Genomic DNA, 23,736 nt, shown 5'->3' on the forward strand with positions numbered 1-23,736 from the left:
TCTGCATGGTTAAGATCAATCGAAAATGGGCGGTCGTGACCTGCCTGATGGCGCTCTTGATCTGGGGCAATTCGCTGGTTCCCGGCTCGGGGTCGGGCTCGCTGAGCCTAACGGTCATGGAAGCTATCCGCGGTTTCCTGCACGGCGTAGGACTTCCATATGCATGGGTGACCAACTTTGTTGTTCGCAAGTGCGCGCATTTTACCGAGTATATGGTGCTCGGCATCTTGGCAACGCACGCCTTTGATTTTGAGGGCCGGCGCACCTTTGACGTGCTGCTGCCCACGGCGGTGTTCCTGCTGCTGATTCCCTCGATCGACGAGACGATTCAGCTCTTTGTGCCGGGACGCGCCGGCATGATCACCGATGTGATGATCGACGGCTGTGGTGCGGCAACGGGCGTTGTGCTCCGATATCTCTTTCGGTCGCTGATGTGCCCCAAAAAGGCCGCCTAGGACGTATTGTTTTGTCCTAGGCGGCCTTTTTTATTTGAGGACTTATATGAGGCGTGGTGGCGTCGTTCCGTAGGTCGGATTTGCCGGGCGCGCCACGCCCTGTGGGTGCGTCTGCTACTGAAGCGCCTGTGCGCCCAGGGCCAGGCAGCCCATAATGCCCTGCTTGCCCTCGAGGCTGTTGTTGACGATGTAGCTATCGATGTCGGCCATCTCGGGCGTGACGATGTAGCCGTTGAGCATCTCGGCGCACTTCTTGCGTGCGAGCGGCACGATGGGGGTGTGGTCGGCCACGCCGCCACCGATGACGATCTTCTGCGGTGCGTAGCACAGGATGTAGGTCATGAGCGCCTGCGCCAGATAGCCGGCGAGCAGGTCCATGGCCTCCGGGTCATCGGCCATCTCTCCGGCGCTCTTGCCACCCCAGCGCTTTTTAACGCCGGGGCCGGCGATGAGGCCCTCGAGGCAGTTGTCGTGGAAGGGGCAGCCGCTGTGCTCGCCAATGGTGTCGCGCGGGTCGCGCGTGACCAGGATGTGACCGGCCTCGGGGTGCATCATGCCGTGCACGAGCTGGCCGCCCGAAAGCACGCCGGCGCCCACGCCGGTGCCGATGGTCAGATACACCACGTCCGTGAGGCCTTGGGCGCAACCAAAGGTGACCTCGCCCAAGCAGGCGACGTTGACGTCGGTATCGTAGCCGCAGGGAATGTCGAGCTCGTTTTGAATGGTGCCCAGCAGGTCAAAGTAGCGCCATGCCGTCTTGGGGGTCTCCAAGATCTTGCCGTACTGGGGCGAGGCGGGGTTGACTGCGGTGGGGCCAAAGGCGCCGATGCCCAGCGCGGCGATGCCCTTGTTCGCAAACCATGCGTTGACGGCCTCGACGGTCTCCTGCGGGGTCGTGGTCGCGATCTGCTCGCACTCCAGGACTATACCGTCTGCATAGCCCGTGGCGCAGACCATCTTGGTGCCGCCGGCCTCGAGCGCTCCGATAAGCTGCTCTGCCATAGTATTCCTCTCTGGGACGAGTTGCTCCGTGACTAAAGTATAGCGCTCAAAAAAGTAAATGAGGTCGCTATAAAAAGAAACCTCGTGGCCCAACGGGTTCACGAGGTTTCTTTAGTGCCTTTAGTTACTGACCGTCCTTACCCGCGCGGTTCGATTTTATCACGCAGAGACTTGAGGTTCTCCAGTGCCGCGTTAAGCGTCTCGTCTCGCTTGGCAAAGTGGAAACGAATCAGATGGTTGACGGGCTCGCGGAAGAAGCTGGAGCCCGGAACGGCGCCCACGCCCACCTTGGAGGCCAAATCCTCGCAGAAGTCGAGGTCGCTGTTATAGCCAAACTCCGAGATATCCATCATCACGTAGTAGGCGCCCTGCGGCACGTTGTGCGTGAGTCCGATGCTGTCGAGTCCCTGACAGAATAGGTCGCGCTTGGCGGTGTAGAGGTCGAGGACCTTCTGGTAATAGCTGTCGTCGAAGTTGAGGGCGGTGACGACGGCCTCTTGCAGGGGAGCGGCGGCGCCCACGGTGAGGAAGTCGTGAACCTTTTTGATGCGCTCGGTGATTTCGGCAGGAGCGATGGTGTAGCCCAGGCGCCAGCCGGTGATGGAGTAGGTCTTGGATAGCGAGCTGCAGCTGATGGTGCGCTCAAACATGCCGGGCAGCGTGGCCATGTACACGTGCTCGTGGGGCGCGTAGACGATGTGCTCGTAGACCTCGTCGGTGATGCAGTAGGCGTCATACTTTTTGCACAGGTCGGCGATAAGGGTGAGCTCCTCGCGGGTAAAGACCTTGCCGCAGGGGTTGGACGGGTTGCATAGAACGATCGCCTTGGGATCGTTGTCGCGGAAGGCCGCCTCCAGGACCTCACGGTCAAAGTCAAAGGTGGGCGGGTTGAGCGGCACGTAGATAGGCTCCGCACCCGAAAGGATCGTGTCGGCGCCGTAGTTCTCGTAGAATGGCGAGAAGATGACGACCTTGTCGCCGGGGTTCGTGACCGTCATCATGGCGGCCATCATGGCCTCGGTGGAGCCGCAGGTGACCACGATGTTCTCGTTGGGGTTGATCGGCATGCCCATAAAGTGCTCCTGCTTGGCGGCAAGCGCCTCGCGCATGGCCTGGGAGCCCCAGGTGATGGAGTACTGGTGGTAAAGCGGCTTGGGGTCGGTGGCAATGGTGCTGAGGCTATCGAGCAGCTGCGCCGGGGGATCGAAATCGGGGAAGCCCTGCGACAGGTTGACGGCACCATACTTGTTGGAGATGCGCGTCATGCGGCGGATGACCGAATCGGTAAACGCCGCCGTGCGGTTGGAGAGTTCTTTCATGCCTATCCTTTCGAGCATTGGGTGGAGCAAGTTTACTCCTATGGAACCGGTGGGATTTGCTCGAAACGGGCTCGAAAAACTCTTTTCAAAATTCTTGAAAATTGGGGCTTGCATCGCGTGGCGTTCCTTGCAATAATAGTCGAGCGCGAAGCGCACAGGACACGGTGGGTGTAGCTCAGTTGGCTAGAGCGACGGGTTGTGGTCCCGTAGGTCGAGGGTTCGAGTCCCTTTACCCACCCCAGTTCTTGCTTCGTGTTGATATCGGGTCGTTAGCTCAGTTGGTAGAGCAGGGGACTCTTAATCCCAAGGTCCAGGGTTCGACCCCCTGACGGCCCACCACACGATATCTCCTCTAAAGTCCGCCACCACGGACTTTAGCTTTGGGTCGTTAGCTCAGTTGGTAGAGCAGGGGACTCTTAATCCCAAGGTCCAGGGTTCGACCCCCTGACGGCCCACCCAAAGATTGTTAAAGCGACTAGCTCCGGCTAGTCGCTTTTTTGTTACCCCGACATGGGGTCGAACCCGTCGGGGCGCGGAGCTGAGGAAACGCGCGAGCGTTTACCAGCGCAGCGCGCAAGGCGCGAAGCGCCGCAGCGGTCGCCTGCGCAGCAGGCTGACCCCCTGACGGCCCACCCAAAGATGATTAAGACGGTCAGCGAAGGTTGGCCGTCTTTTTTATTAACCTCGCATGGGGCCGAACCCGAAAGGGCACAGCCGCTTTCACAGATCGAGTCTACCCTGGGGATCAGTAAAACCGGCGCGTCTGCACGGCAAAGTATGCCTGGGCGAGCGCGATCTCTGGCTTGTTTGAATCTCCGTTTTGGGCGATTAAATAGCATGTATAGCGCGTAAGCTTGTAGTCTTTAACCGCGCGAGCGGCGACACCGGCAGTTATCATTTTCGTGGTGTCACGAAAATGGGAATCAAATGGAGTTTTATTTGTTTCGCACGAGACTTTTGCCCTCTTAACAACTTCGGCGAAGTTCTCCCATCGAGTGTATCCCATGGGTTCCATTAAATCGCGTGCGAGTCAATACTCAACGCCGTCTTCCACATTGGCGTAGCTATCAAGTTCGACACGCCACTTCTCGATATCTCTACTGTCCATATCTCCTCCTCGCTGATCTATTGTCTATGCGCGCTTTGCCCGCTCTGTACTCAAAATAAGGATACGCTGCCGTGCGGACACGAATGGGCCCTGTGCCACTTCGAGGTCACGGGGCCCATAAATATCGATTAGTTGTGCTCTGCTCTAGATAGGTGTCCAGTTTAATTCGATCGATAGTGCGAACCCAGGCTTTCGGTCCGCTTGCGCATGGCTTTGACCATCTCCGTTGCCAGCTGATTCTGCGATTGCAGGCGGGCGAGGGCTGCGATCTCGCTGTCATTGGCATGCGGCTTGCTCAGCGCCGTTGCCTCGTCTTTCAGGCTTTCAAGCTGTTGCAGGGCCTTGGATAGACCTGCTTCGGTCCTGTCGATCATGCAATAGGTGCTCATCGTGTGCTTAAGGCTGTGTGTCAGGCGTTCGGCATCTGTTGTGGCAATGCCATACTGAGGGAGGGCGATATCCATCGGAGCGGCCGCCTCGGGAGCGTCCAGTGCCGCGTGAGCCGCTGAGACGCCCGCGATGCGCCCAAACACGATGCCGTTGGCGCTTGACAAGCCGCCGATGCGGTCGGCGCCGTGCATGCCGCCTGTTGCCTCACCGCAGGCGTAGAGGCCCTCAACGCCCGTGTACGCGGTCATGTCGATCTTGATACCGCCGTTAGCGGCGTGGGCATACATCGCAACGCGCATCTCGTCGGTCGGGGCGATGCCGTGCTCGTCTTGCAGCCAGGTGGCAAAGGTCTGCACAAACTCTGGGACATCCTCGCGGGGGAAATCGTAGTGGAGCGCCAGGCCTTCGGCTCCCGCTTGGTCGATGGCTAGGTCGATAGCGCGAGAATCCAGACGCGAAGTGAAGGGACCATATCCGGAGCGTTGCTCGAGCAGATCGTCGAGCTTATCGTCGGCGTTATCGACCGGCTGGTCGAACTTGACGTAGCGCCAGGTCTTCTCGTTAAAAACAAGGTTTCGCTTGGGCTCTATAAAGCCGGGCATCATCTGCATGAACTCTATATTAGTAAGGGACGCACCGTGCGCCAGCGCGATAGCCTGTGATGAGCTGAGCACGTCGGCGGAAGTGAGGCTGCGCTCGAACAGGCCACCCGTGCCGCCCGCAGCGATGATAGTGGCCTTGACTGCCATAGGCACGAGACGCTCGTTTGTCCGGTCGTAGAGCGTGGCGCCGACAATCTTTCCGTCCGTATCTTCAACAAGGTCGATAAGCTCATGGCGGGGGAGCAGGCGAATGCCGAGCGACTCGATCCGGGTCGTCAGAGCGTCCTCAAGGGGCTTGCGGGTGAGGCCGCGCCACATGCGCGTCTTGTGGTCAAAGCAGGGGATAAACTGCTTTTGCTGAGCGCTTTCGGCGCTTTGCGGACGCTGAAGCTCAACGCCCAAGTCTTGCTCGAGCCATTCAATTGCCTGGGGAATGCCGTGGACAAACGTCTGGACAAGCTCGGGGTCGGCGACGCCGCCACCAACGGTCTGGATGGTATCGATGAGGTCTTGTTCGTCGTCTTCGTTAACGGGTCCGATAAGCCCCAGGCCCCAGGTTCCGGGGAAGAAGCTCGATCCACTCATAGTCTTGCCGGCGCATGCCACAGTGACGGTTGCACCCGTGCGTGCCGCTTCGATGGCGGCGCAAAGGCCCGCAATGCCAGATCCAATTACCAGTACATCAGTCGATTCCATCGGATTCCTTTCTCGTCTGGCGCATTGTCGCACGGGTGATCGGCTATGGGGCCGCAAAGACTCGGCAAATCGGTAAAGGGCACATATGGAAGGTGGGCGTCATGGACGTTCTGACGCTCCGTCTCATCACATCTCGTATTTCGCCCCAACTGATATATTGGCATTAGCTACCCTGCGACAGCGCAAACAAAAAGAGCCGCTACCTCGAAAGGTAGCGGCTCCAAAGCTCAACTATTTGAGCATCGCGCGGGCGCGATTAGGCCTTGAGGGCCTCCTCGACGGCGACAGCGCAGGCGACGGTGGCACCGACCATGGGGTTGTTGCCCATGCCGATGAGACCCATCATGTCGACGTGCGCAGGCACGGAGGAAGAACCGGCGAACTGGGCGTCGGAGTGCATACGGCCCATGGTGTCGGTCATGCCGTAAGAGGCAGGGCCGGCGCCCATGTTGTCCGGGTGCAGAGTACGGCCGGTGCCGCCACCAGAAGCGACGGAGAAGTACTTCTTGCCAGCCTCGATGCGCTCCTTCTTGTAGGTGCCAGCGACGGGGTGCTGGAAGCGCGTGGGGTTGGTGGAGTTACCGGTGATCGAGATGTCGACGTTCTCGTGCCACATGATGGCAACGCCCTCGCGGACGTCGTCGGAGCCGTAGCAGTTAACGGCAGCGCGGGGACCATCGGAGTAGGGGATGGTCTCGACGACCTTGAGCTCGCCCGTGTAGTAGTCGAACTGGGTCTTCACATAGGTGAAGCCGTTGATGCGGGCGATGATCTGGGCGGCGTCCTTGCCCAGACCGTTGAGGATAACGCGCAGCGGCTTCTTGCGAGCCTTGTTGGCGTTCAGAGCCAGGCCGATAGCGCCCTCAGCGGCAGCGAAGGACTCGTGGCCGGCCAGGAAGGCGAAGCACTCGGTGTCGTCGGAGAGCAGCATAGCGCCCAGGTTGCCGTGGCCCAGACCGACCTTGCGGTCCTCGGCGACGGAGCCGGGAACGGTGAAGGCCTGGATGCCCTCGCCGATGATGGCGGCAGCCTCAGAAGCGGTCTTGGCGCCACGCTTGACAGCGAGAGCGCAACCGAGGGTGTAGGCCCACTCGGCGTTCTGGAAGGCGATGGACTGGGTGTTGTTGACGATCTCACGCGGGTTGAAGCCCTTGTCGGTGCAGATCTGCAGAGCTTCCTCGAGGGAGGCGATGCCGTTGTCGGCGAGGCACTTGTTGATCTTGTCAGCGCGGCGCTCGTAACCTTCGAACGTAACAGTCATAGTTATTTCCCTCCCTTTCTACTCGTGAACCGGGAACACGCTGGCGACGGAGTGAGTCTCCTCGTCGGTGCGCGGGTCGATGTACTTGGCAGCGTTCTCCCACTGACCATAGTGGCCCATAGCGCCAGCGATGGCCTCCTCGGGGGTCTTGCCGGCCTTGACGGCGTCGGTGAACTTGCCGAGGTTCAGGAACTCGAACGCGATGATCTCGTTCTTGTCGTTGAGAGCCATGCGGGTGACGTAGCCCTGAGCGAGCTCGAGGTAACGAGCGCCCTTGGCCTTGGTGCCGAACATGGTGCCGACCTGAGAGCGAAGGCCCTTGCCGAGGTCGTCGAGGGAGGCGCCCACGGGCAGGCCGCCCTCGGAGAACGCGGTCTGGCTGCGGCCGTAAACGATCTGCAGGAAGATCTCGCGCATAGCAACGTTGATGGCGTCGCAGACGAGGTCGGTGTTGAGGGCCTCGAGGATGGTCTTACCGGGAAGGATCTCGGAAGCCATGGCGGCAGAGTGGGTCATGCCCGAGCAACCGATGGTCTCAACGAGGGCCTCCTCGATGATGCCGTCCTTGACGTTCAGCGTGAGCTTGCAGGCGCCCTGCTGAGGTGCGCACCAACCCACACCGTGCGTAAGACCGGAGATGTCGGAAATCTCCTTAGCCTGGACCCACTTGCCCTCCTCGGGGATGGGTGCGGGGCCGTGGTATGCACCCTTGGCAACGGGGCACATGTTCTCCACTTCCTGTGAGTACTGCATGCCTCTCCTCTCTATCGTGTTGGCGTCCCGTCTGGGGGTCGTGGCTGGCGATTGCCGGGCGACCCTTCGAAAGGGACATGACATGCAGCCCCTATAATACCGCGAAATGCACGGAATATTCGGCGAACGGCTCAGTTTTCGTAGCGAGAAGTCCGGAAGTTTTAATTGAAACGGTTTAACTATATGTTCTGTGGTCGCGAACTTCCGTAGAGGGGGTTCGTCTTGGGCAAGCTTTTGGTCAGCTCTTGTATGCGTTGCGGGGTCTGACCTGTTGCAACGGTGCCGTTCGCCGCCCGTTTACTGCCTTTGGCCGCGCGAGTGTATTGTTTTGCGTGAATGTTTTGATGGCACGCTTCAATCGTGCTGTATTGGATGGCAATCAGATCCCGGCGAAGGGAGCGCCATGCAGCGCGTTTGGAGAACGGTTACCGGCTTTTACCATGTCTGTGCCCGCGGTGTGGGCAAGCAGCTCATCTTTGAGGGCGATGAAGACCGGTGGGAGTTTTTGGAGCTGATGCGCGAGTGCTGCCGCGAGGCGGGCGTGACGGTTATCGCCTGGTGCCTTATGGGCAATCACGTGCATCTGGTGCTTGCAGATTACGAGGACGCGATGAGCGCGGCGATGCACCGGCTGCTTTTGACGTACGCGCGGCGGTTCAATAAACGCACGGGGCGCACGGGTCATCTGTTCCAGAACCGTTTTGACCGGCGCTCGCTCGATACCGACCGTTATCTAATGGCCGCCATTCGCTATGTTCATGCTAATCCGCAGGAGGCGGGTATCGCCCTGATCGAGCGCTATCCGTGGAGCAGCTTTGCCGAGTATCTGCGAGCGTATGACAACGATATGACGAGGGGATTTTCGGACCCTTCTTGTGTGCTCGAGCTCTTTGAGTCTGTCAGGGGGTTTCTGGATTATTCTCTGTCAATGCCCGATGGTTCCGATCCGGTGATTCATGATATGGATGAGACAGAGTGGGAGCGGCGTGCGTTTGCCGACAAGATGGCGAAGCGCCTGGGTGTGCCGCTCAACAAACTCAAGACCGTAGCACCCTCGCGGCGAGACGGAATCATTTTCGCCCTGCACGATGGCGGCTACACGGTGCGCGAGATCGAACGGTATACGGGAATCAGCAAGAGTACCGTCTCTCGTATCGTGCGCGCTTATGCGCGGGTGAAGGCTCAGGCTGAGGGCTCGGAATAGAAAATGGCCGAACCACTCTTGTCAAGCGATTCGGCCAACAAAATTCTTAAGATTTGGGACAAATACTACTGATTATTTTGTCCCGTGAGCATGCCGTCGAGGGTGCGCCAGGCGAGCTCGGCGCATTTGACGCGGGCGGGCATGTGCGAGATGTCCTGGAGCTGGGCGGCTTCGTCCAGGTCTTCCAGGTCCTCCTCGGAGAGCTGCTCGCCGCGGATCATGGCGAGGAAGAGCTCTGCCAGGCGGCGAGCTTCCTCGACGGTCTCGCCGGTGATGAGGTCGGCCATGATGTCGGCACTGGCCTGGCTGATGGCGCAACCGTGGCCGGTAAAGGAGGCCTCCTCGATCACGTTGTTCTCGACGCGTAGCTGCAAGGTGAGCTCGTCTCCGCAGCTGGGGTTGATGCCGTCGTGCTCGTGCGTGGGGGCGTCCATCTCGTACTTGTAGTCGGGGTGCGAGTTGTGCTCCATAAATGTGGTGGAGGTGTACAGATTACCCATTGAACGTGCTCCAAACGTGATGCAGGCCGGCGATGAATTTGTCGATGTCGGCCTTGTCGTTGTAGAAGGCCACGCTGGCGCGGCAGCAGGCAAGGTTCTCGACGCCCAGCCAGGTGAGCAGCGGCTGCGCGCAGTGGTGGCCGGCGCGGATACAGACGCCGTCCATGTCCATGATGCTCGCGACGTCGTGTGGGTGGATGCCGCGGACGTTAAAGCTCACGACGCCGTGGTGGTTGTCCCAGTAGATCGAGCCGATGATCTGGACAAAGTCGAGCTGCATGAGCTCGCCCATCAGGTAGTGGACGAGTGCCTGCTCGCGTGCCTGGATGTTCTCGTAACCCACCGTGTTGATCAGGTAATCGAGTGCGGCGCCCGTGGCGAAGATGCCGGCGGCGTCCTGCGTGCCGGCCTCGAATTTCTCGGGGACGGGCGCCCAGACAGCGTCCTGCTCGGTGACCGAATCGATCATCTCGCCGCCGGTAAGCATGGGCGGCATAGCGTTGAGCAGGTCCATCTTGCCCCACAGCACGCCGATGCCCATGGGGCCCATGGCCTTGTGCGCGCTAAAGGCAAAGAAGTCGGCGCCCAGGTCGGCCACATCGACCGGCATGTGCGGCAGCGACTGCGCGCCGTCGACGACCAGATAGCCGCCGTACTTGTGCACGAGCTTGCCGAGATTCTTGACCGGGTTCTCGACGCCCAGCACGTTGGAGACCTGTCCCACGGCCAGGATCTTGGTCTTGGGACCCACCTTGGCAAGAACCTCCTCGGTGGTGAGCTGGCCGGTTTTGGTGGGGTAGAGGTAGACGAGCTTGGCGCCGGTCTCGCGGCAGACCTGCTGCCACGGAATCAGGTTGGAGTGGTGCTCCATGATGGTGATGACGACCTCGTCGCCCGGTTCGAGCACCGTGGGCGCAAAGCTCTTGGCGACCAGGTTGAGCGACTCGCTCGTGTTGCGGGTGAAGACGACCTCGTTGGCGTTGGGGGCGCCGATGAGGTCGGCGATTTGCTGGCGCACCTTCGCGATGGCCTCGGTGGCCTCGACAGACAGCGAGTACAGGCCACGCAGGGGGTTGGCGTTCATGCGCTGGTAGAAGTCGCGTTCGGCGTCGAGCACACAGGCAGGGCGCTGCGCGGTGGCGGCGCTATCGAGGAAAGCGATCTCGGGGTGCTGCTGGAACAGCGGGAACTGGCCCTTGTAGGGGTTGGTCTCGATGTCCACGGTGGGCCAGCCGCGCGAAGCCTCGTCGCTGGCGTCGAGCTCCATGGGCTCGGGGGCAGTACAGGTGTCGCATTTAACGTGCTCGGTGTCGATCATGCGAGCTCCTCTTCAAAGTTGTCGATCAGGTTGTTGCCTAGGCGGACGACGGCGGCGCGGGTGCGCTCGTCGGTGGCGGAAAGCGCGGCGTCCTCCAGCTTGGCGCGGATGAACAGGTCCTCGGCGGCGTTTTGGTCAAGGCCGCGGCAGGCGAGGTAGAACAGCTGCTCGTCGCGGACGTGACCGATGGTGGCGCCGTGGTTGCCGGCGACGTCGTCCTCGTCGCAGAGAATGACGGGAACGGTCTTGTTGTCGACGCCCTTGTTGGCCAAAAGCACCGTCTCGCGCTCGGTGCCGGTTGCACCCTTGCAGCCGTGCACGAGGTCGATGGTGCCACGGTAGACCTTCTTGGACGTGCCGGTCAGCACGCCGTTGGCGTCGATCTCGCACTCGGTCTTGCGACCGCGGTGGCGCAGCTCGTAGTTAAAGTCGCGCACCTGCTCGCGGGCGCCCAGGTAATCAGTATCGATGGTGACCTTGGCGGTATCGCCCAGCAGGTCGCCGGCAAGGCCGGTGGCGCTGGCGCCGGCACCCAGGACGGTGTGTTGCACGTTGACGCGCGCGCCCTCGTCCAGGAACAGACCGGTGTCGTCGAGCGCGATCCAGCTATCGTCGAGCGTCTGCGTGCAGGTCACGTTGACGGTGGCGTACTCGTGGGCGCAGACGCGCAGCACGGAGCCCACGACACCCTCGCCGGTAACGGGGGAGTCTAGGGCAATATGCAGATTGAGCGTCGACTGGGGACGGGCGACGACGTCGATGGCGGCGATGGCCGCGGCGGCATCGACACCGCTCACGCGCACGGTAACCGTGGCGTGCTTGTATGCGGGCACATCGATGACGATGCGCTTGGTAGCGTGCTCGGCCAAGTAGGCGTAGGCAGCCTCGCCCATGCCGGTCTCGAAGGCCTCGGCAGGGGAGAGCTCCTCCTCGAGCTTGATGGCGCCGGTCTGGTAGACAGAGGTGGCGGGCACGTCGAGCTCGGTCTCGGGCGTGATGCGGGCACGGTCGGCAGCGTCGCCGGGGGCGGAGGCGCGGCGCTCGGGGAAGCGCTCGGCCATGGCGTCCATGGCGGCGTCGAAGGCGTCGGCCGAGCCGGCAAGCTGCTCGTCCAAGCCCTCGACCTCAACGGCCTCGGCGGGTGCGGCGGCAAGTTCGGCCGAAAGCTCGAGCTTAGTCTGGTTCATCTTGAGCCAGCCCCAAGTTGCAGCAGGCATCGCATTGACCTGCTCGAGCGTGGTGGCAGCGGTGTTCGTGGTCTGTTTCATTATCCGATCGCTCCTTCCATCTCGAGCTTGATCAGGTTGTTCATCTCGACGGCGTACTCCAGCGGCAGCTCCTTGGAGACCGGGTTGGCAAAGCCGTTGACGATCATGGTGCGGGCCTCTTCCTCCGAGATACCGCGGCTCATCAGGTAGAACACCTTGTCGTCGCCGATGCGGCCGATGGTGGCCTCGTGGCCGATATCGACGTTCTTGGCGCGGATGTCCATGGCCGGAATAGTGTCGGAGCGGCTCTGGTCGTCGAGCATCAGCGACTGGCAGCTCACGGTTGCCTTGGAGCCCTCGGCCTTGGGTGTCGCCACAATAGAGCTGCGGAAGGTCTGAATGCCGCCACTCTTGGAGATGCCCTTGGTCTCGACGGTTGCCGAGGTCTCGGGCGCGTTGAGCACGACCTTGCAGCCGGTATCCAGGTTCTGGCCGGCGCCGGCAAAGGTAATGCCGGTAAAGCTCGAGCGGGCGCGACGGCCGTTGAGCACGCTCATGGGGTAGAGGTAGCCCACGTGGCTGCCGAAGGAGCCACTGATCCACTCGATGTCGCCGTCCTCGTCCACGCGCGCACGCTTGGTGTTGAGGTTGTACATGTTCTTGGACCAGTTCTCGATAGTCGAGTAGCGCAGGTGCGCACGCTTGCCCACAAAGAGCTCGACGGCGCCGGCGTGGAGGTTGGCCACGTTGTACTTGGGCGCGGAGCAACCCTCAATAAAGTGCAGGTCGGCATCGTCCTCGACGATGATGAGCGTGTGCTCAAACTGGCCGGCACCCTTGGCGTTAAGGCGGAAGTAGCTCTGCAGCGGGAAGTCGAGCTTGGTGCCCTTGGGCACGTAGACAAACGAGCCGCCCGACCATACGGCGCCGTGCAGGGCCGCAAACTTGTGGTCGGTGGGCGGGATGAGCGTCATAAACTTCTCGTGGATGAGCGGCTCCCACTGCGGGTCGTGCAGGGCCTCCTCGATGCCGGAATAGACGATACCCATCTTGGACGCGGTGTCCTGCATGTTGTGGTAGACCAGCTCGGAGTCGTACTGCGCGCCGACGCCCGCCAGGTAGCTGCGCTCGGCCTCGGGGATGCCCAGGCGCTCAAAGGTGTTCTTGATGTCGTCGGGCACCGACTCCCAGTCGTGCTTTTGGTCGGTGTTGGGCTTGACGTAGGTGACGATGTTGTCCATGTCCAGGCCCTCGATGGAGGGGCCCCACGTCGGATCGGGGAAGCGGTTGAAGATCTCGAGGGACTTGAGGCGCAGGTCGAGCATCCACTGCGGTTCGTCCTTCTTGGCGCTGATCTCGCGCACGATGTCGGGCGTGATGCCGGCGTCGAGGCGCTCGAATCCCTCCTCGCCATAGGTGAAGTCGTAGAGGCTGCGGTCGATGTCCGCGACCTCGGTGCGGTTCTTGGTCATTACGTCGCCCCTTTACGCCTGCTGCTCGGCAGCGGCGGCCTCGGCCTGGGCGCGCTGCTCGGCGGCCTCGCGCTCGAAGGTCTCAAAGCCGTTCTTGTCGATCCAGGGGATGAGCGAGGCGTCGTCCTCGCGCACGATATGACCCTTGACCATAACGTGGACGCGGTCGACATCCAAGTGCTCCAGGATGCGCGTGTTGTGCGTGATGATGAGCATGGAGCCGTCGCAGCTCTTGCGGTAGGCGTCCATGCCGTGGCTGACGGTGGAAAGCGCGTCGACGTCCAGGCCTGAGTCGGTCTCGTCCAGAATGGCGAGCTTGGGCTGCAGCAGCAGAAGCTGGAGCATCTCGACCTTCTTCTTCTCGCCGCCCGAGAAGCCCACGCCCAGCTCGCGGTTGAGATAGGCGGTATCCATGTTGAGCTCGGCCGCGAGCTCCTTGACGCGGCGGCGGAACTCCTTGCCCTTCATCTCCAGACCGGGGCGGCCGGCGATGCTGGCGCGCAAAAAGCTCGACAGCGGCACGCCCGGGATCTCGACCGGGGCCTGAAAGCTCAGGAACAGGCCGGCACGCGAGCGCTTGTCGGTGGTGAGCTCGGTGATGTCCTGGCCGTCAAAGATGATGCGGCCGTCGTTGACGGTGTAGACGGGGTCGCCCATGACCAGGTGACCAAGGGTGGACTTACCCGCGCCGTTGGGGCCCATCAGCACGTGGGTCTCGCCGGCGGCGACTTGCAGGTTGACGTTGTGGAGGATGGTCTTCTCGTCCACGGAGGCAGTCAGACCTTCGATGGAAAGCAGCGGATTTGTGCTCATGCTGTCCCTCTCTGTATATGGTGTACTCATAGGTGTACGAAACCCTAGGAATCTTCTCGGAATAAAGTTACTATGGGTTCGGCGTTAGTCAAGGGAAAACCCGACTAATCCACTCGACTTTTCAAATTCTGGGACAAAATAACCTGTTGTGTTTGTCCCACTTACTTAAGATTTGGGACAAACAAACCTGGTTATGTTGTCCCAGATGCGATGGGAGGGTAGGTATGCTCATTTCTTCCAAGGGCCGCTATGCCCTCCGACTGATGATCTATATCGCAGCGCTTGGTAACGCCGAGGGCAAGATCGCCCTGCGCGAGGTCGCCGACCGCGAGCGTATCTCGCAAAAGTATTTGGAGCAGCTGGTTCGTCCGCTTATGAAAGCGGGCCTACTTAAGAGCGTGCGCGGCAAGGGCGGCGGCTACATGATGGCCAAGGACCCGGCCGAGGTGCGTGCCGGCGACATCCTGCGCGCCGTCGAGGGCAGCACGGCTCCGGTGGCGTGCGATGGCATCGACAACAGCTGCGCCCGCAGCGATCTCTGCTCGACCGTCAAATTCTGGCGCGGTCTGGACGACGTGATCGAAAAGTACGTCGACGGCGTGTCGTTGGCTGACCTTGCTGCCGTCCCCGAGATCAACTTCGACATTAAGCTGTAGGGCTGCAAATGACATCTCTCGACAAGGTGTATAAGCAAATTGAAGTTTTTGCTCGGGAATGTGACGCCGAGAAGGTTGTGCTGTTTGGTTCCCGCGCTCGAGGTGACAACTTGCCTAAGAGCGATATCGACATCGCCGTAGCAGGTTGCCGGGATTTCGGCCGGTTGTCATATTTGATCGAGGAGCGCCTTGATACTCTTTTAGATGTAGATGTCGTCAATCTCGACGAGTCCTTATCGCGTCAATTGCTCGATGAAATTGCCAGGGATGGTGTGATTCTGTATGAAAAAATATGAGAACTTTGTCAGCGCCTTGGCGAATCTTGAGGATGCGCCCAATCAGGATCTCAACAATGATTTTGTTCAGAGTGGTTTGATTAATAAGTTCAATCTTCAATTTGAACTGAGCTGGAAGCTCCTTAAGCGTCTGCTCGAGTATGAGGGCGCCACGCTTGCCGCGTCGGGGTCTCCTCGTGCCATCTTGAAGGAGTCCTACCGATTCTACGACTTTATTGATGAGGCGGCCTGGCTAGATATGCTCAAAGACCGCAATACGAACGTCCATATCTATGACAACAAGCTCGCTCAAGATTTGATTCAGCGCATCTTGAACGTATATATTCCCGCTTTTTGTCAGTTGAGGGACGGGCTGATGGAGCGATACGGCGAGCTTCTGATGGCGCCCGACGACCAGTTTGTTTAATTCCTTAAGATTTCGCGGAGGGTTGTTGCCGTTTACCGATGGATTGTTGTGCAACAACGGGCGAGCTGCAATACTAAATCCATCTTTGCAAACCGCACTTTATCTACACTCATGCAGGGAGGACGTATGCAGCCCAAGCATTCTGCTATTGTCGCCGGTCTGACGCTGGCGCTTTCGTTTGGCGCCGTTGCCGCGCCCGCGACCGCTATGGCCGAGGAGCCCACGCCGGGCGTCGCCTCGGATGCCACCGATATCGATAAGGGCCTTTACACCCAGCAGTCCTTCTCGGGCGTGCTGAGGTCGGTCCAGGGCGTTTCGTTTGTCAACGTGACCGACGAGATGAAGTACTTCACCAAATATGAGAGCCACGGTAATTATAACCAGGGCTTTTCGTATGGCGATGGCTATAACGCGCTGGGCTATTACCAGTTTGACCGCCGGTGGTCGCTCATTCCGTTTATGAGGCAGGTCTACAACTACGATTCTGCTAAGTACAGCATGCTCAAGGACGCGATCGGTCGCGGCGGTGAGATTTCTAACGCGAACAACCCCATGTATGCGAACGGACAGCTCACCGAGCTGGGCCGCATTGCGCAAGAGGCCTTCCTGGGTGCGTATAACACCGATCCGGCTGAGTTCTCTGCTCTGCAGGATGCATACGCGTACAACTCGTACTATGCGGTGACGGAGTCGTGGCTTAAGAACGCTTTGGGCATTGACATTTCCGGGCGTGCCGATTGCGTCAAGGGCATGGTGTGGAGCATCACCAACATGTGCGGCACCGGTGGCTGCCAGGACTTTTTCCGTTGGGCGAATCTTTCCAGCAGCATGACCGACCGCGAGTTTGTGACGGCGCTGTCTGATAGCGTGGTCAATAACGTTGCGAAGAAGTACTCGAGCCAGCCCCAGTACCACGAGGGCTGGAAGAACCGCTATCGCAACGAGCTCAAGGACTGCTTGGTCTATATCGCCGAGGACGAGGCTGCCGCGGCAACGCCTGTGGAGCCTGAACCCACGCCGGCGCCCGGCCCGAGCATGGCGCCGGCCGCCCCCGCTGCACCAACGCCTGATGCCGATGGCGATGCGGGCGATAGCGGCGATACGGATACGCCCTCGACCGGTACGGGCAGCGATGATGCCGGTAACGGTGGAGCAACGTCTGGTGGCGCTGCGGCCGGCGATACTTCTGGCTCCACCGATGCGGGAACTTCCAACGGCTCCGGTGGCTCCTCTGCCGATGATGGCTCCTCTAACGGTTCTGGCTCCGATGCTTCTGAGGGTGGTTCGAGCAAGGGTTCCGATGCGGGCAGTTCTTCCACCGAGAACAAGCCCTCCGTTGGTGAGCAGCTTGGATCCGTGCTGGGCTCTCTGACAGCCGGTATTACGAGCGGCTCGCCCTCTGATGAGAATGTTTCTGGCGAGGCTTCTAAATCCGAGACGGTCGGCGAGGCTTCGACTGATGATGGCGCTAAGCAGGCAAGAGCTGAGCATAAGGACGGTGACGCTAAGCGGGCCAAAGCTGATCCTAAGGAGGACGACGAGAAGAACGTCGTTACGACCTCGACGACTACCACCACGACCACGACGTCCAAGTCTTCGGGTGGCAACATGCCCAAGACGGGCGACCTCATCGTTATGGCAAGCCTTGCCAGCGCGAGCTTGGCCACACTGGGTGCCACGTCTATCGTGAGCGGCAAGCATAAGCTCGACCAGCAGAACAAGGCTACCGGCGAGGATGGCTCCGAAGAGTAGCCTTTTGAGTCGCTTTTATAAGAGTTTTGGATGGGGCTCGGTGCGTTTGCATCGGGCCCCATTTTTGTTGTGCAACGATTTATTGCGTTCCTTTGGGGTATCTGTTGCTACCGTTGCCCGAAACGTTTGCGCGGAGATAACGTTGATGCTATGGCTGCTCGGTACAATGGGCATCGTGTTGCGTTTAAGGGAGAAGCTACGGTGTCTGAACAGGCGATTTATGGTGCGGGCACCAACGTTGGTGTACAGTTGCTCAATCGTTTGGATGATGGGCGGCTACCGGTCGACGTGCATGATTTTGCAGAGGCCATAAACCGATGTGTTCTGGTCGACAAGACCATGTTTATTGCCGATGTGCTAGATTGCGACGCGTCCGTCGTGGTGTGCTGCCGGCCCAAGGGTTTTGGCAAGAGCATGAATCTGTCGATGCTCAGGGCTTTTCTGGAGCGTCCCGCGGTCGGTCCTGCGGTCGATCGTGCTGGTCGGAGTTTGTTTGCCGATGCTCAGATTTGGGATGCGGGCGGTGGGCGCTATCGGGATGAGTGCGCGTGCTATCCGGTGATATCGCTGGATTTTTCTGGCGCTGCGAGGCGTGGCGCCACTGTTACCGGTGTGGTGCGTGATGCGTTTATGGGCGAGTGCGCTCGGCTGTTGGCATATCTGGAAGCTCCTGATTTGCCTCGAGGCAAGCTGCGCCACATCGAGCGCGTTGCGCGTGGCGTGGCAAGCGAGGACGAGATTGGCTTGGTGCTCGGTGTGCTTATTGAGTTGCTGGAGATGGCCTGCGATGAACAGGTTGTATTGCTTGTTGACGGGTACGACGTGGCGTGGTTGGGCTATGTGGGCGCGACGGACAATCGCGGCGCCGGTTTGACGGAGCGACTCGGTCGCGTGCTGTTCGATGCCATTGCCGCTGCGGGCGATTCGTTGCGACTGGCGTGCATGATGGGGGAGTGTCCCGGCCCTGCCGAGGCAGCGCTATCTGCGCGCAGTTGCTCGTATCGCCTGGCGACGCCGCTCTCGACATGGTGTGACCGGTGGTTTGGCTTTTCAGATGCCGAGGTTCGGGCTCTGTTGAGCCATGCTGGATGCGAGGAATGCTTGGATGATGCGCGTGAATGGCTCGAGGGATACCGGTTTGGCGGGGCATATTGCTCGAGTCCGGCGCGTGTGATCGGCTTTCTGGACCGTGGCTGCACGCCGCCCATGCGTGCCGACCTGTATGGGTATGCCGATTGCCTGAGTGAGGTAGTTGCCGGGTGGAATCTCGACCGCCTTTCGGCCTTGTTCGATTTGCTCGAAGCCCATGGATGCGTTGAGGTTCCGCTTCGTTTGGACGCCGCGGGGCCAGATGCCTTGCCTGACGACGACCCGTGGACGGCACTGTACCTGTCCGGTTTTCTGACGACGGATATGACCGAGGAGCCGGTAAACGGTGATCTGCGCCGCGCTCTGCGGCTGCCCAATAGCGAGCTTCGCTATGTGCTGCGCTTGGTAATAATTGAGTGGTTTGAGTGCGCTGCCGAGGACGTTCGAGACATCGACGCGTTTCGCGACGGGCTGTGCCGTGGGGACGAGGATGCGGTGAGGCGGGCGCTGGGCCGTGTACTTGGAGATGCGGGAATCGGTGCGACTGACCCAGATGCGCCGCTGCCATATCACCTGCTCTTGCAGGGGCTCTGTTTTGGCTTGCCGGGCTATGCCAATCCTGCCTCGAGACGAACGTGCGGCGCGGATCGCTGGGATATCCAGGTATTCCCTACGGGTAATGTGTTCGATGTGGCCGACACGATCGGCATGCTCGACGAGCGCCCGCTGATAACGATCAACATGATTTACGACCCCGGTGTGGACGCGCTGGGCCTGGAGCTGCTGGCGGTGCACGCACTGCTCGAGATCGAGCGCAACGGCATCGACGAGATTCGAGTGCCACGACCCGGCGTTGGCCGCATGCGCTGGGGATTCGGGTTTGACGGGCAGCGTGTGGCCGCAGTGTGCCAACGGCTGTAGGGGGCGATGAGGTTCCTGCTACTTGTTAACCGCTGCCAGACGAATGAACCGTGCCCGTGCCGTCCTTCCACGACGTCGCCGGGCTCGACGAGCAGCCGCTCGCCGAGCCGCTCGAGTTATCCGACGGGCGCCGCTGCCGCCTGGACATCCCGCAGCCCGGGCTGCTCGAGGACGACTGTGCCGCGTTGCTGCCGCTGCCCACCGGTACAACGCCGGGCCCGCGCTCGCCGGCCGCGAGGTCGCCGTGGGACTGGGTGCCTTCGGCGTCACGCCGGTCGACCCCTCGACCGACGAGGTCGTGGCGACCTGCCCCCCGCGAGCGGGGCGACGCCCCGATGGACAGCGCCGACCCGACGCTGCAGCTCAGACTGCTGTGCATGCGCCCAGGCGGGCGCGGTTGCTCAGGCAGGCAAGGGTCCCCGTGCGCAAGTCGGCCTAGGGGTTCGACTGGTCGCACGTGCGGTTCCCCGAGGGCTGGGGCCGCGACGACATGCACGTTCCTCTCGGACATCGCGATGAACATCGCGAGCATGGACTACTAGTTCTACTGCTTCGCTGGCTGCAGGAACCTCGTTACGATCTACGTGGACTCCACCTGAGCGCTGCCGAGCAGTGCGAGTGGCCTGTACACGTTCTACAACTGCACCCTGATCGTGGGCGGCTGCGGCACGGTGTACAGCAGCTCAAACACGAGCTATGCGTACATGAGGATTGACTCGGCAAGCGTGGCTGGTTATTTGACAGTGGCCTAGTGTTTAAGAATCGTACCCACGGCTTTCTTCGCCACTGGCACAGCCTTGTCTTTAACGATTGGGCCTATCGTGTTTTTCGCCATTACCAGTGCGCCGACGCCTAATGCTGCCATACCGACGCCTGCCAGCTTGGCCTTTTCGGCGGCTACGCCCTTGTGGTATTCGCAAATGGGAGGCTTAGAGCCTTCTGGCAGTTCCTTCTTGCAGACGATGCATCTAGCAGCCATATCTACCCCTGCCCTTCTTCTGCCTGATTTTCAGGGGCATCTTCTCCAACCACCAGATGCACCTCATCAGGTTCTTGCGCCACTTTCCGCAGGGATTCGAGAACGCCGCCCTCAATCAAGCCGGCGCGCTCCTCGCGGCCCCCAATCTGCAGTCCAACAACGGAACCCGATAACTGAACGAAGCCTCTCACTATGTCGCCTCTGTTGCCCTTGCTGTATGAGTTGAGCAAGCGCAGGGTGTCCTTCTGCTCGAGTTTGTTTTCCAGGATGAATTGCTTGAACTGTTCGAGCGCGGCATCTGCAGCTGCTGGCTCCTCAAGGACGCGATAAGCTGCATACTCTGTCTTGGCCATAAGAGCAATCACCGTGAGGTCGACCATGGCAGTGTTTGCTGCCTTGCCCCAGTCCCTGGTCTTGCCCTGCTTGCCCATCGCCAGAGAGAGTTCTGCCTGGAAGTTGCCCTGCAGGGTGCAGCGCGCCTGCGTGGCCGATGACGCGATGTCCAGTATCTTGATCTCGCGCAGCCGCGAATCTTCGATGAGCATGGCCTGCTGCAGTTGTTGCCAGGCGCTCTCGGCCAATGCGATACGGTCTGCCTGGTTCTCGATGCGCAGCGCCTCAACGTTGGCGGCGACGGCCTCGATGGCATCCATGACGTTCGCCATCATCACTTGCATCTGCACATCCACGATTGACTGCGTCATATCTTGCGGAAACTGTTCGGCCTTAATCCTTGCCTTCTCGTATATCTGGCCCGTCTTCACGCTCCTGAGTTGTGGCAGCAGGTCACCGGTCTTCTTCTCGACCGAAAAAACCAGCTCCCCACTCTTCATAAGCTCTTCAGCTGCCGCACTAAAATCAGCGACATACTTCGTGTCTCCTCGATTGGCGAGCTTCTTGATGATGTCATAGATGGCTGGCGCGAACTTAGCCATGGTGTCGGCGTCCGAGAGGAATTTCACGAGCGATTCGTTCGTTTGAGCGGGTATCAGATTCATGCCATTGTCGAACACCGTCGCCTCCAGCACCGTTACCCTAGGAGGAAGCTTTGCTGGAGACAAAGAGCTAATCGGTACGATTGCCGCCTCATCGCTTTGTGTCGCCGTAAAGCCACAATGCGGGCAGGTTGATGCGCTCGAGGATATCTTCGCGTGGCACTCTGGGCAGAAGATTAACGACACAAGGTCATCCTCCCTAAGGTTAAATAATCAAAACCCGTGAGCAATCATGACGCCACAGGCCCATTTACGGGAAATGGAATCCTCGGCGCCGCTGCCTCACATGTGTGCAAATCCTACCACCATCATGCGACGCCAAACTTATTCATCGTTCGCCGTCGGAAAGCATAGGCCAAGATTCGTGTGCCTATCTATGGAATTAAGACCCTGTCTGATGTATTCCCACGTTTCCTTACGATCACCCGCCACCGAGAAATCTGAGTCATTGATGAATGAGATGAATGCCTCGATATCGTTCCGGTACTTGTGGGCAAACGCTAACGAATCCTTACGCTTATCTGAGTCATGGCTATTGAGCTTGTTGTACAAGACGTGGTCTAGATTGCACGACATGTAGATTGCAAGGTACGGTATGCCGCCTATGGCAGGCTCTAACGCTAGCCTGTCCATGTTCGCGCTCTTTCGTCTATTCCGATCGATTATTTGCTGCCGGTTGGCTGCGATGATCTGCCCTGGATTGTAAACGGTCTTCGGAACCGTAGCCAGCTCTGTCACCGCATTGTCTGAAACGTAGGCGCCGTCGGTGTCCATGAGGTGCACGACCTGTAGCATGTCTGCTTTGCGAAGACGGTACGTGCTCATGTGGTCCTTGATGAAAGCGTTGACCTTGCGCACGATGTTTTGAGGTGTGGCGCCATTTTCCGCGGTTACATCGCCGTGGACCACATAGACGTAGACCTCATCTTGGTCGAAGACCTTTGATAAGATCACGGATAATGCGGACTGATCGGATGGACCCTCGACGATGAAGAGGACGACCTTCTTACTCTCCACTAGTAACACCCGCCTCAATGAACGCGAGTTCGATCTCGCCGTTGTGTGTCGGCTCGTAGAGTTGCTCCTTTTGTCCGCCGAGAACGATATCCCTGTAGTAGAAGTCCCTTAGGTTGTTGGAGGACTTTACGTTGGCCATCCTGGCATACCTCTTTGCCGGGTTAGTGGTGGTGAAGGCAATGAAGCCACGATCGATGGTTTCAAGTGGCCTCAGGTTGTGGCAGGTGAATATGAGCTGGCCCTGACCGTGTTCGGACACGATGCTGAGCAACTCGCCCAAAAGGTACTCAAACACGCCAGAATCAATCTCATCGATCACAACCGTCACAGAGGGATCGTTGAACATGAGTATGAGGAGGTGGAGGAAGGACACGATGCGCTTGATGCCCTCAGACTCGCAGCTGAGGGGGATGGTCTTGCCGTTGCGCACAGAGACGAGCTGGACATTAACCCCAGTATCACCGCTCTTCATAACCTCCGCGCCAAGCTTAAGAAGTGAGACCTCAAGACCTGGAATGAGTTCGCGAAGGACGATGTTCATGTTCTCTATGGCAGTGTTCACTGGCTCATAAATACGCTCGGGTATTGTCTGTGCGCCACTCATAGGCAGTATGGCTCCACCGCCCGTTATCTTCTTTCCCCCAACAACACGGAATGGAAAGGGCAGCGCATCGAGAGCAAGCATTCCTACATCACGAGTATTCAGCACGAACATTTGAACTGCCGCAAACCTCTCCAGGGCGTTCAGTGCGTTCATAGCATCTTTGACCGTCTGAGAGGGGGCTCCCTCATCCTTATTCTTTTCACGGATGGTCTGTTTTAGCTTTTTTGAAAAGATGAATGAGCGAGACTCACGATACGCCAGCCTCTTCTCGACCGTCAGCTCGACGCCCTCTTCTGAGTCTTTACCTATGAGCTGTTTGTATTTGGCAGCGGGACCAAAAGCACCGTTGCCAGACGTGTCAATCAGTGTTGTCATACGGGACTTCTTGCCAGGCGTGTCATTAGCCACGGCAAGCCGCTCGTCAAACACTAGAAGCACGAATTTCTCGCCTTCTTCAGGTTGGTCTTCGGTTTCGCTTAGCTCCGCAACATCGCTTTTCACTTTAAATGAATAGACCACGCGATAGGCATTGCTGCCGTCAGGCTGGCGGACGCTCAGCTCGCATTCCACGATACCAAAATCCGCGTCAACACTTACCAGTTGCGCGAAACGCCTATCGAGCCTGCGCCCCATCATGCACTGTTGAGCCATCTGAAGGGCGTCGACAAGCGTAGACTTGCCAGAGCCGTTCTGCCCGTACATTCCGAGCACGCTGGCCCCTTCCGGACGACGGGAGTTGGAGAAAGACACCTCCCCATGCCCAACGTTCTTGAGGTTATCTATTGAAATCCGTTCGAAGCGGATAATTGGAGCAGCCATGAGTTCTCCTTTCTGTGCCATATAAACAGTTTAGGGAAAACTCAATTCAAACACAAGATTCGAAATATATAATATCGTTTATCAATTTGATAGCCTCTTCT

Annotated in this window: 22 protein-coding genes and 3 tRNA genes; 10 read left to right on the forward strand and 15 right to left on the reverse strand. The window is 59.4% G+C overall.

Annotated features, from left to right (window positions below):
- Positions 1-5 precede the first annotated feature (5 nt).
- Complete coding sequence (locus ACESSC_RS01660) at positions 6-455, forward strand: VanZ family protein (protein ID WP_373160979.1); 450 nt, start codon at positions 6-8, stop codon at positions 453-455.
- Positions 456-569: 114 nt separating this feature from the next.
- Here ACESSC_RS01660 and ACESSC_RS01665 read toward each other — a convergent pair whose 3' ends face one another.
- Positions 570-1,457, reverse strand: coding sequence for an ROK family protein (locus ACESSC_RS01665; RefSeq protein WP_373160980.1), 888 nt, complete (start codon positions 1,455-1,457; stop codon positions 570-572).
- Positions 1,458-1,594: 137 nt separating this feature from the next.
- On the reverse strand, positions 1,595-2,776 hold the full coding sequence (locus tag ACESSC_RS01670; protein ID WP_373160981.1) for a pyridoxal phosphate-dependent aminotransferase: 1,182 nt from the start codon (positions 2,774-2,776) through the stop codon (positions 1,595-1,597).
- 164 nt (positions 2,777-2,940) lie between these two features.
- Here ACESSC_RS01670 and ACESSC_RS01675 point away from each other — a divergent pair.
- The 3 genes from ACESSC_RS01675 to ACESSC_RS01685 all read left to right on the forward strand — a co-directional run bounded on the left by ACESSC_RS01675 (position 2,941) and on the right by ACESSC_RS01685 (position 3,231).
- Positions 2,941-3,017: transfer RNA gene (locus ACESSC_RS01675), tRNA-His, on the forward strand.
- Between the two features lie 22 nt (positions 3,018-3,039).
- Positions 3,040-3,115 (forward strand) — tRNA-Lys (locus ACESSC_RS01680).
- A 43-nt stretch (positions 3,116-3,158) separates the two neighbouring features.
- Positions 3,159-3,231, forward strand: a tRNA-Lys gene (locus ACESSC_RS01685).
- A gap of 290 nt (positions 3,232-3,521) precedes the next feature.
- Here ACESSC_RS01685 and ACESSC_RS01690 read toward each other — a convergent pair.
- The 4 genes from ACESSC_RS01690 to ACESSC_RS01705 form a co-directional block, all read right to left on the reverse strand.
- Positions 3,522-3,791, reverse strand: a complete 270-nt coding sequence (locus ACESSC_RS01690) for a BRO family protein (RefSeq protein WP_373160982.1) — start codon at positions 3,789-3,791, stop codon at positions 3,522-3,524.
- 254 nt (positions 3,792-4,045) lie between these two features.
- Positions 4,046-5,572 carry an FAD-dependent oxidoreductase gene (locus ACESSC_RS01695; protein ID WP_373160983.1) on the reverse strand — a complete coding sequence of 509 codons (1,527 nt, stop codon included), beginning with the start codon at positions 5,570-5,572 and terminating at the stop codon, positions 4,046-4,048.
- Between the two features lie 256 nt (positions 5,573-5,828).
- Entirely contained in the window at positions 5,829-6,833 is a 1,005-nt protein-coding gene (locus tag ACESSC_RS01700; RefSeq protein WP_117790827.1) for a GGGtGRT protein, read from the reverse strand.
- Positions 6,834-6,851: 18 nt separating this feature from the next.
- Positions 6,852-7,586 (reverse strand): iron-sulfur cluster assembly scaffold protein, encoded by a 735-nt coding sequence (locus ACESSC_RS01705; protein WP_006235554.1) that lies wholly within the window; start codon positions 7,584-7,586, stop codon positions 6,852-6,854.
- 403 nt (positions 7,587-7,989) lie between these two features.
- Between ACESSC_RS01705 and ACESSC_RS01710 the strand changes: the two genes are divergently transcribed.
- Positions 7,990-8,790 carry a transposase gene (locus tag ACESSC_RS01710; protein ID WP_373160984.1) on the forward strand — a complete coding sequence of 267 codons (801 nt, stop codon included), beginning with the start codon at positions 7,990-7,992 and terminating at the stop codon, positions 8,788-8,790.
- 65 nt (positions 8,791-8,855) lie between these two features.
- Here the strand turns inward: ACESSC_RS01710 and sufU are convergent, their stop codons facing one another.
- Genes sufU through sufC form a run of 5 tightly spaced genes read right to left on the reverse strand, consistent with a single transcriptional unit; the run spans position 8,856 to position 14,101 of the window.
- On the reverse strand, positions 8,856-9,290 hold the full coding sequence (sufU, locus tag ACESSC_RS01715) for a Fe-S cluster assembly sulfur transfer protein SufU (protein ID WP_117583738.1): 435 nt from the start codon (positions 9,288-9,290) through the stop codon (positions 8,856-8,858).
- Positions 9,283-10,608, reverse strand: coding sequence for an aminotransferase class V-fold PLP-dependent enzyme (locus tag ACESSC_RS01720; RefSeq protein WP_373160985.1), 1,326 nt, complete (start codon positions 10,606-10,608; stop codon positions 9,283-9,285). Before ACESSC_RS01720 ends, sufU begins: the two co-directional genes overlap by 8 nt.
- Complete coding sequence (locus ACESSC_RS01725) at positions 10,605-11,876, reverse strand: SufB/SufD family protein (protein WP_373160986.1); 1,272 nt, start codon at positions 11,874-11,876, stop codon at positions 10,605-10,607. The genes ACESSC_RS01720 and ACESSC_RS01725 overlap by 4 nt, the downstream gene beginning before the upstream one ends.
- Entirely contained in the window at positions 11,876-13,288 is a 1,413-nt protein-coding gene (gene sufB, locus ACESSC_RS01730; RefSeq protein ID WP_022094821.1) for a Fe-S cluster assembly protein SufB, read from the reverse strand. The genes ACESSC_RS01725 and sufB overlap by 1 nt, the downstream gene beginning before the upstream one ends.
- A gap of 12 nt (positions 13,289-13,300) precedes the next feature.
- Entirely contained in the window at positions 13,301-14,101 is an 801-nt protein-coding gene (gene sufC / locus ACESSC_RS01735) for a Fe-S cluster assembly ATPase SufC (protein WP_373160987.1), read from the reverse strand.
- Between the two features lie 224 nt (positions 14,102-14,325).
- Between sufC and ACESSC_RS01740 the strand changes: the two genes are divergently transcribed.
- The 5 genes from ACESSC_RS01740 to ACESSC_RS01760 all read left to right on the forward strand — a co-directional run bounded on the left by ACESSC_RS01740 (position 14,326) and on the right by ACESSC_RS01760 (position 19,221).
- Positions 14,326-14,757, forward strand: a complete 432-nt coding sequence (locus ACESSC_RS01740; RefSeq protein WP_373160988.1) for an RrF2 family transcriptional regulator — start codon at positions 14,326-14,328, stop codon at positions 14,755-14,757.
- Positions 14,758-14,765: 8 nt separating this feature from the next.
- Positions 14,766-15,053: a nucleotidyltransferase family protein gene (locus tag ACESSC_RS01745; RefSeq protein WP_089572006.1), complete on the forward strand. Its 288-nt coding sequence runs from the start codon at positions 14,766-14,768 to the stop codon at positions 15,051-15,053.
- Positions 15,040-15,459, forward strand: coding sequence for an HI0074 family nucleotidyltransferase substrate-binding subunit (locus tag ACESSC_RS01750; RefSeq protein WP_089572004.1), 420 nt, complete (start codon positions 15,040-15,042; stop codon positions 15,457-15,459). The genes ACESSC_RS01745 and ACESSC_RS01750 overlap by 14 nt, the downstream gene beginning before the upstream one ends.
- 126 nt (positions 15,460-15,585) lie before the next feature.
- Positions 15,586-17,211 (forward strand): VgrG-related protein, encoded by a 1,626-nt coding sequence (locus ACESSC_RS01755; protein WP_373160989.1) that lies wholly within the window; start codon positions 15,586-15,588, stop codon positions 17,209-17,211.
- Positions 17,212-17,412: 201 nt separating this feature from the next.
- Positions 17,413-19,221 (forward strand): AAA family ATPase, encoded by a 1,809-nt coding sequence (locus tag ACESSC_RS01760; protein ID WP_373160990.1) that lies wholly within the window; start codon positions 17,413-17,415, stop codon positions 19,219-19,221.
- A gap of 748 nt (positions 19,222-19,969) precedes the next feature.
- Here ACESSC_RS01760 and ACESSC_RS01765 read toward each other — a convergent pair.
- The 4 genes from ACESSC_RS01765 to ACESSC_RS01780 form a co-directional block, all read right to left on the reverse strand.
- Positions 19,970-20,200: a hypothetical protein gene (locus ACESSC_RS01765; RefSeq protein WP_373160992.1), complete on the reverse strand. Its 231-nt coding sequence runs from the start codon at positions 20,198-20,200 to the stop codon at positions 19,970-19,972.
- Between the two features lie 2 nt (positions 20,201-20,202).
- A complete protein-coding gene (locus ACESSC_RS01770; RefSeq protein ID WP_373160993.1) occupies positions 20,203-21,381 on the reverse strand; it encodes a zinc ribbon domain-containing protein in 1,179 nt (392 codons plus the stop codon).
- Positions 21,382-21,519: 138 nt separating this feature from the next.
- Entirely contained in the window at positions 21,520-22,212 is a 693-nt protein-coding gene (locus ACESSC_RS01775; protein ID WP_117736717.1) for a hypothetical protein, read from the reverse strand.
- Positions 22,202-23,635, reverse strand: coding sequence for an AAA family ATPase (locus ACESSC_RS01780; RefSeq protein WP_158555300.1), 1,434 nt, complete (start codon positions 23,633-23,635; stop codon positions 22,202-22,204). Before ACESSC_RS01780 ends, ACESSC_RS01775 begins: the two co-directional genes overlap by 11 nt.
- Positions 23,636-23,736 lie beyond the last annotated feature (101 nt).

The organism is Collinsella aerofaciens (genome assembly GCF_964243765.1).
Lineage (GTDB): Bacteria > Actinomycetota > Coriobacteriia > Coriobacteriales > Coriobacteriaceae > Collinsella > Collinsella aerofaciens_BU.

Coding starts and splice junctions, on each gene's coding strand:
- ACESSC_RS01660 (WP_373160979.1), top strand. CDS start 6: ATGGTTAAGATCAATCGAAAATGGGCGGTCGTGACCTGCCTGATGGCG.
- ACESSC_RS01665 (WP_373160980.1), bottom strand. CDS start 1,457: ATGGCAGAGCAGCTTATCGGAGCGCTCGAGGCCGGCGGCACCAAGATG.
- ACESSC_RS01670 (WP_373160981.1), bottom strand. CDS start 2,776: ATGAAAGAACTCTCCAACCGCACGGCGGCGTTTACCGATTCGGTCATC.
- ACESSC_RS01690 (WP_373160982.1), bottom strand. CDS start 3,791: ATGGAACCCATGGGATACACTCGATGGGAGAACTTCGCCGAAGTTGTT.
- ACESSC_RS01695 (WP_373160983.1), bottom strand. CDS start 5,572: ATGGAATCGACTGATGTACTGGTAATTGGATCTGGCATTGCGGGCCTT.
- ACESSC_RS01700 (WP_117790827.1), bottom strand. CDS start 6,833: ATGACTGTTACGTTCGAAGGTTACGAGCGCCGCGCTGACAAGATCAAC.
- ACESSC_RS01705 (WP_006235554.1), bottom strand. CDS start 7,586: ATGCAGTACTCACAGGAAGTGGAGAACATGTGCCCCGTTGCCAAGGGT.
- ACESSC_RS01710 (WP_373160984.1), top strand. CDS start 7,990: ATGCAGCGCGTTTGGAGAACGGTTACCGGCTTTTACCATGTCTGTGCC.
- sufU (WP_117583738.1), bottom strand. CDS start 9,290: ATGGGTAATCTGTACACCTCCACCACATTTATGGAGCACAACTCGCAC.
- ACESSC_RS01720 (WP_373160985.1), bottom strand. CDS start 10,608: ATGATCGACACCGAGCACGTTAAATGCGACACCTGTACTGCCCCCGAG.
- ACESSC_RS01725 (WP_373160986.1), bottom strand. CDS start 11,876: ATGAAACAGACCACGAACACCGCTGCCACCACGCTCGAGCAGGTCAAT.
- sufB (WP_022094821.1), bottom strand. CDS start 13,288: ATGACCAAGAACCGCACCGAGGTCGCGGACATCGACCGCAGCCTCTAC.
- sufC (WP_373160987.1), bottom strand. CDS start 14,101: ATGAGCACAAATCCGCTGCTTTCCATCGAAGGTCTGACTGCCTCCGTG.
- ACESSC_RS01740 (WP_373160988.1), top strand. CDS start 14,326: ATGCTCATTTCTTCCAAGGGCCGCTATGCCCTCCGACTGATGATCTAT.
- ACESSC_RS01745 (WP_089572006.1), top strand. CDS start 14,766: ATGACATCTCTCGACAAGGTGTATAAGCAAATTGAAGTTTTTGCTCGG.
- ACESSC_RS01750 (WP_089572004.1), top strand. CDS start 15,040: ATGAAAAAATATGAGAACTTTGTCAGCGCCTTGGCGAATCTTGAGGAT.
- ACESSC_RS01755 (WP_373160989.1), top strand. CDS start 15,586: ATGCAGCCCAAGCATTCTGCTATTGTCGCCGGTCTGACGCTGGCGCTT.
- ACESSC_RS01765 (WP_373160992.1), bottom strand. CDS start 20,200: ATGGCTGCTAGATGCATCGTCTGCAAGAAGGAACTGCCAGAAGGCTCT.
- ACESSC_RS01780 (WP_158555300.1), bottom strand. CDS start 23,635: ATGGCTGCTCCAATTATCCGCTTCGAACGGATTTCAATAGATAACCTC.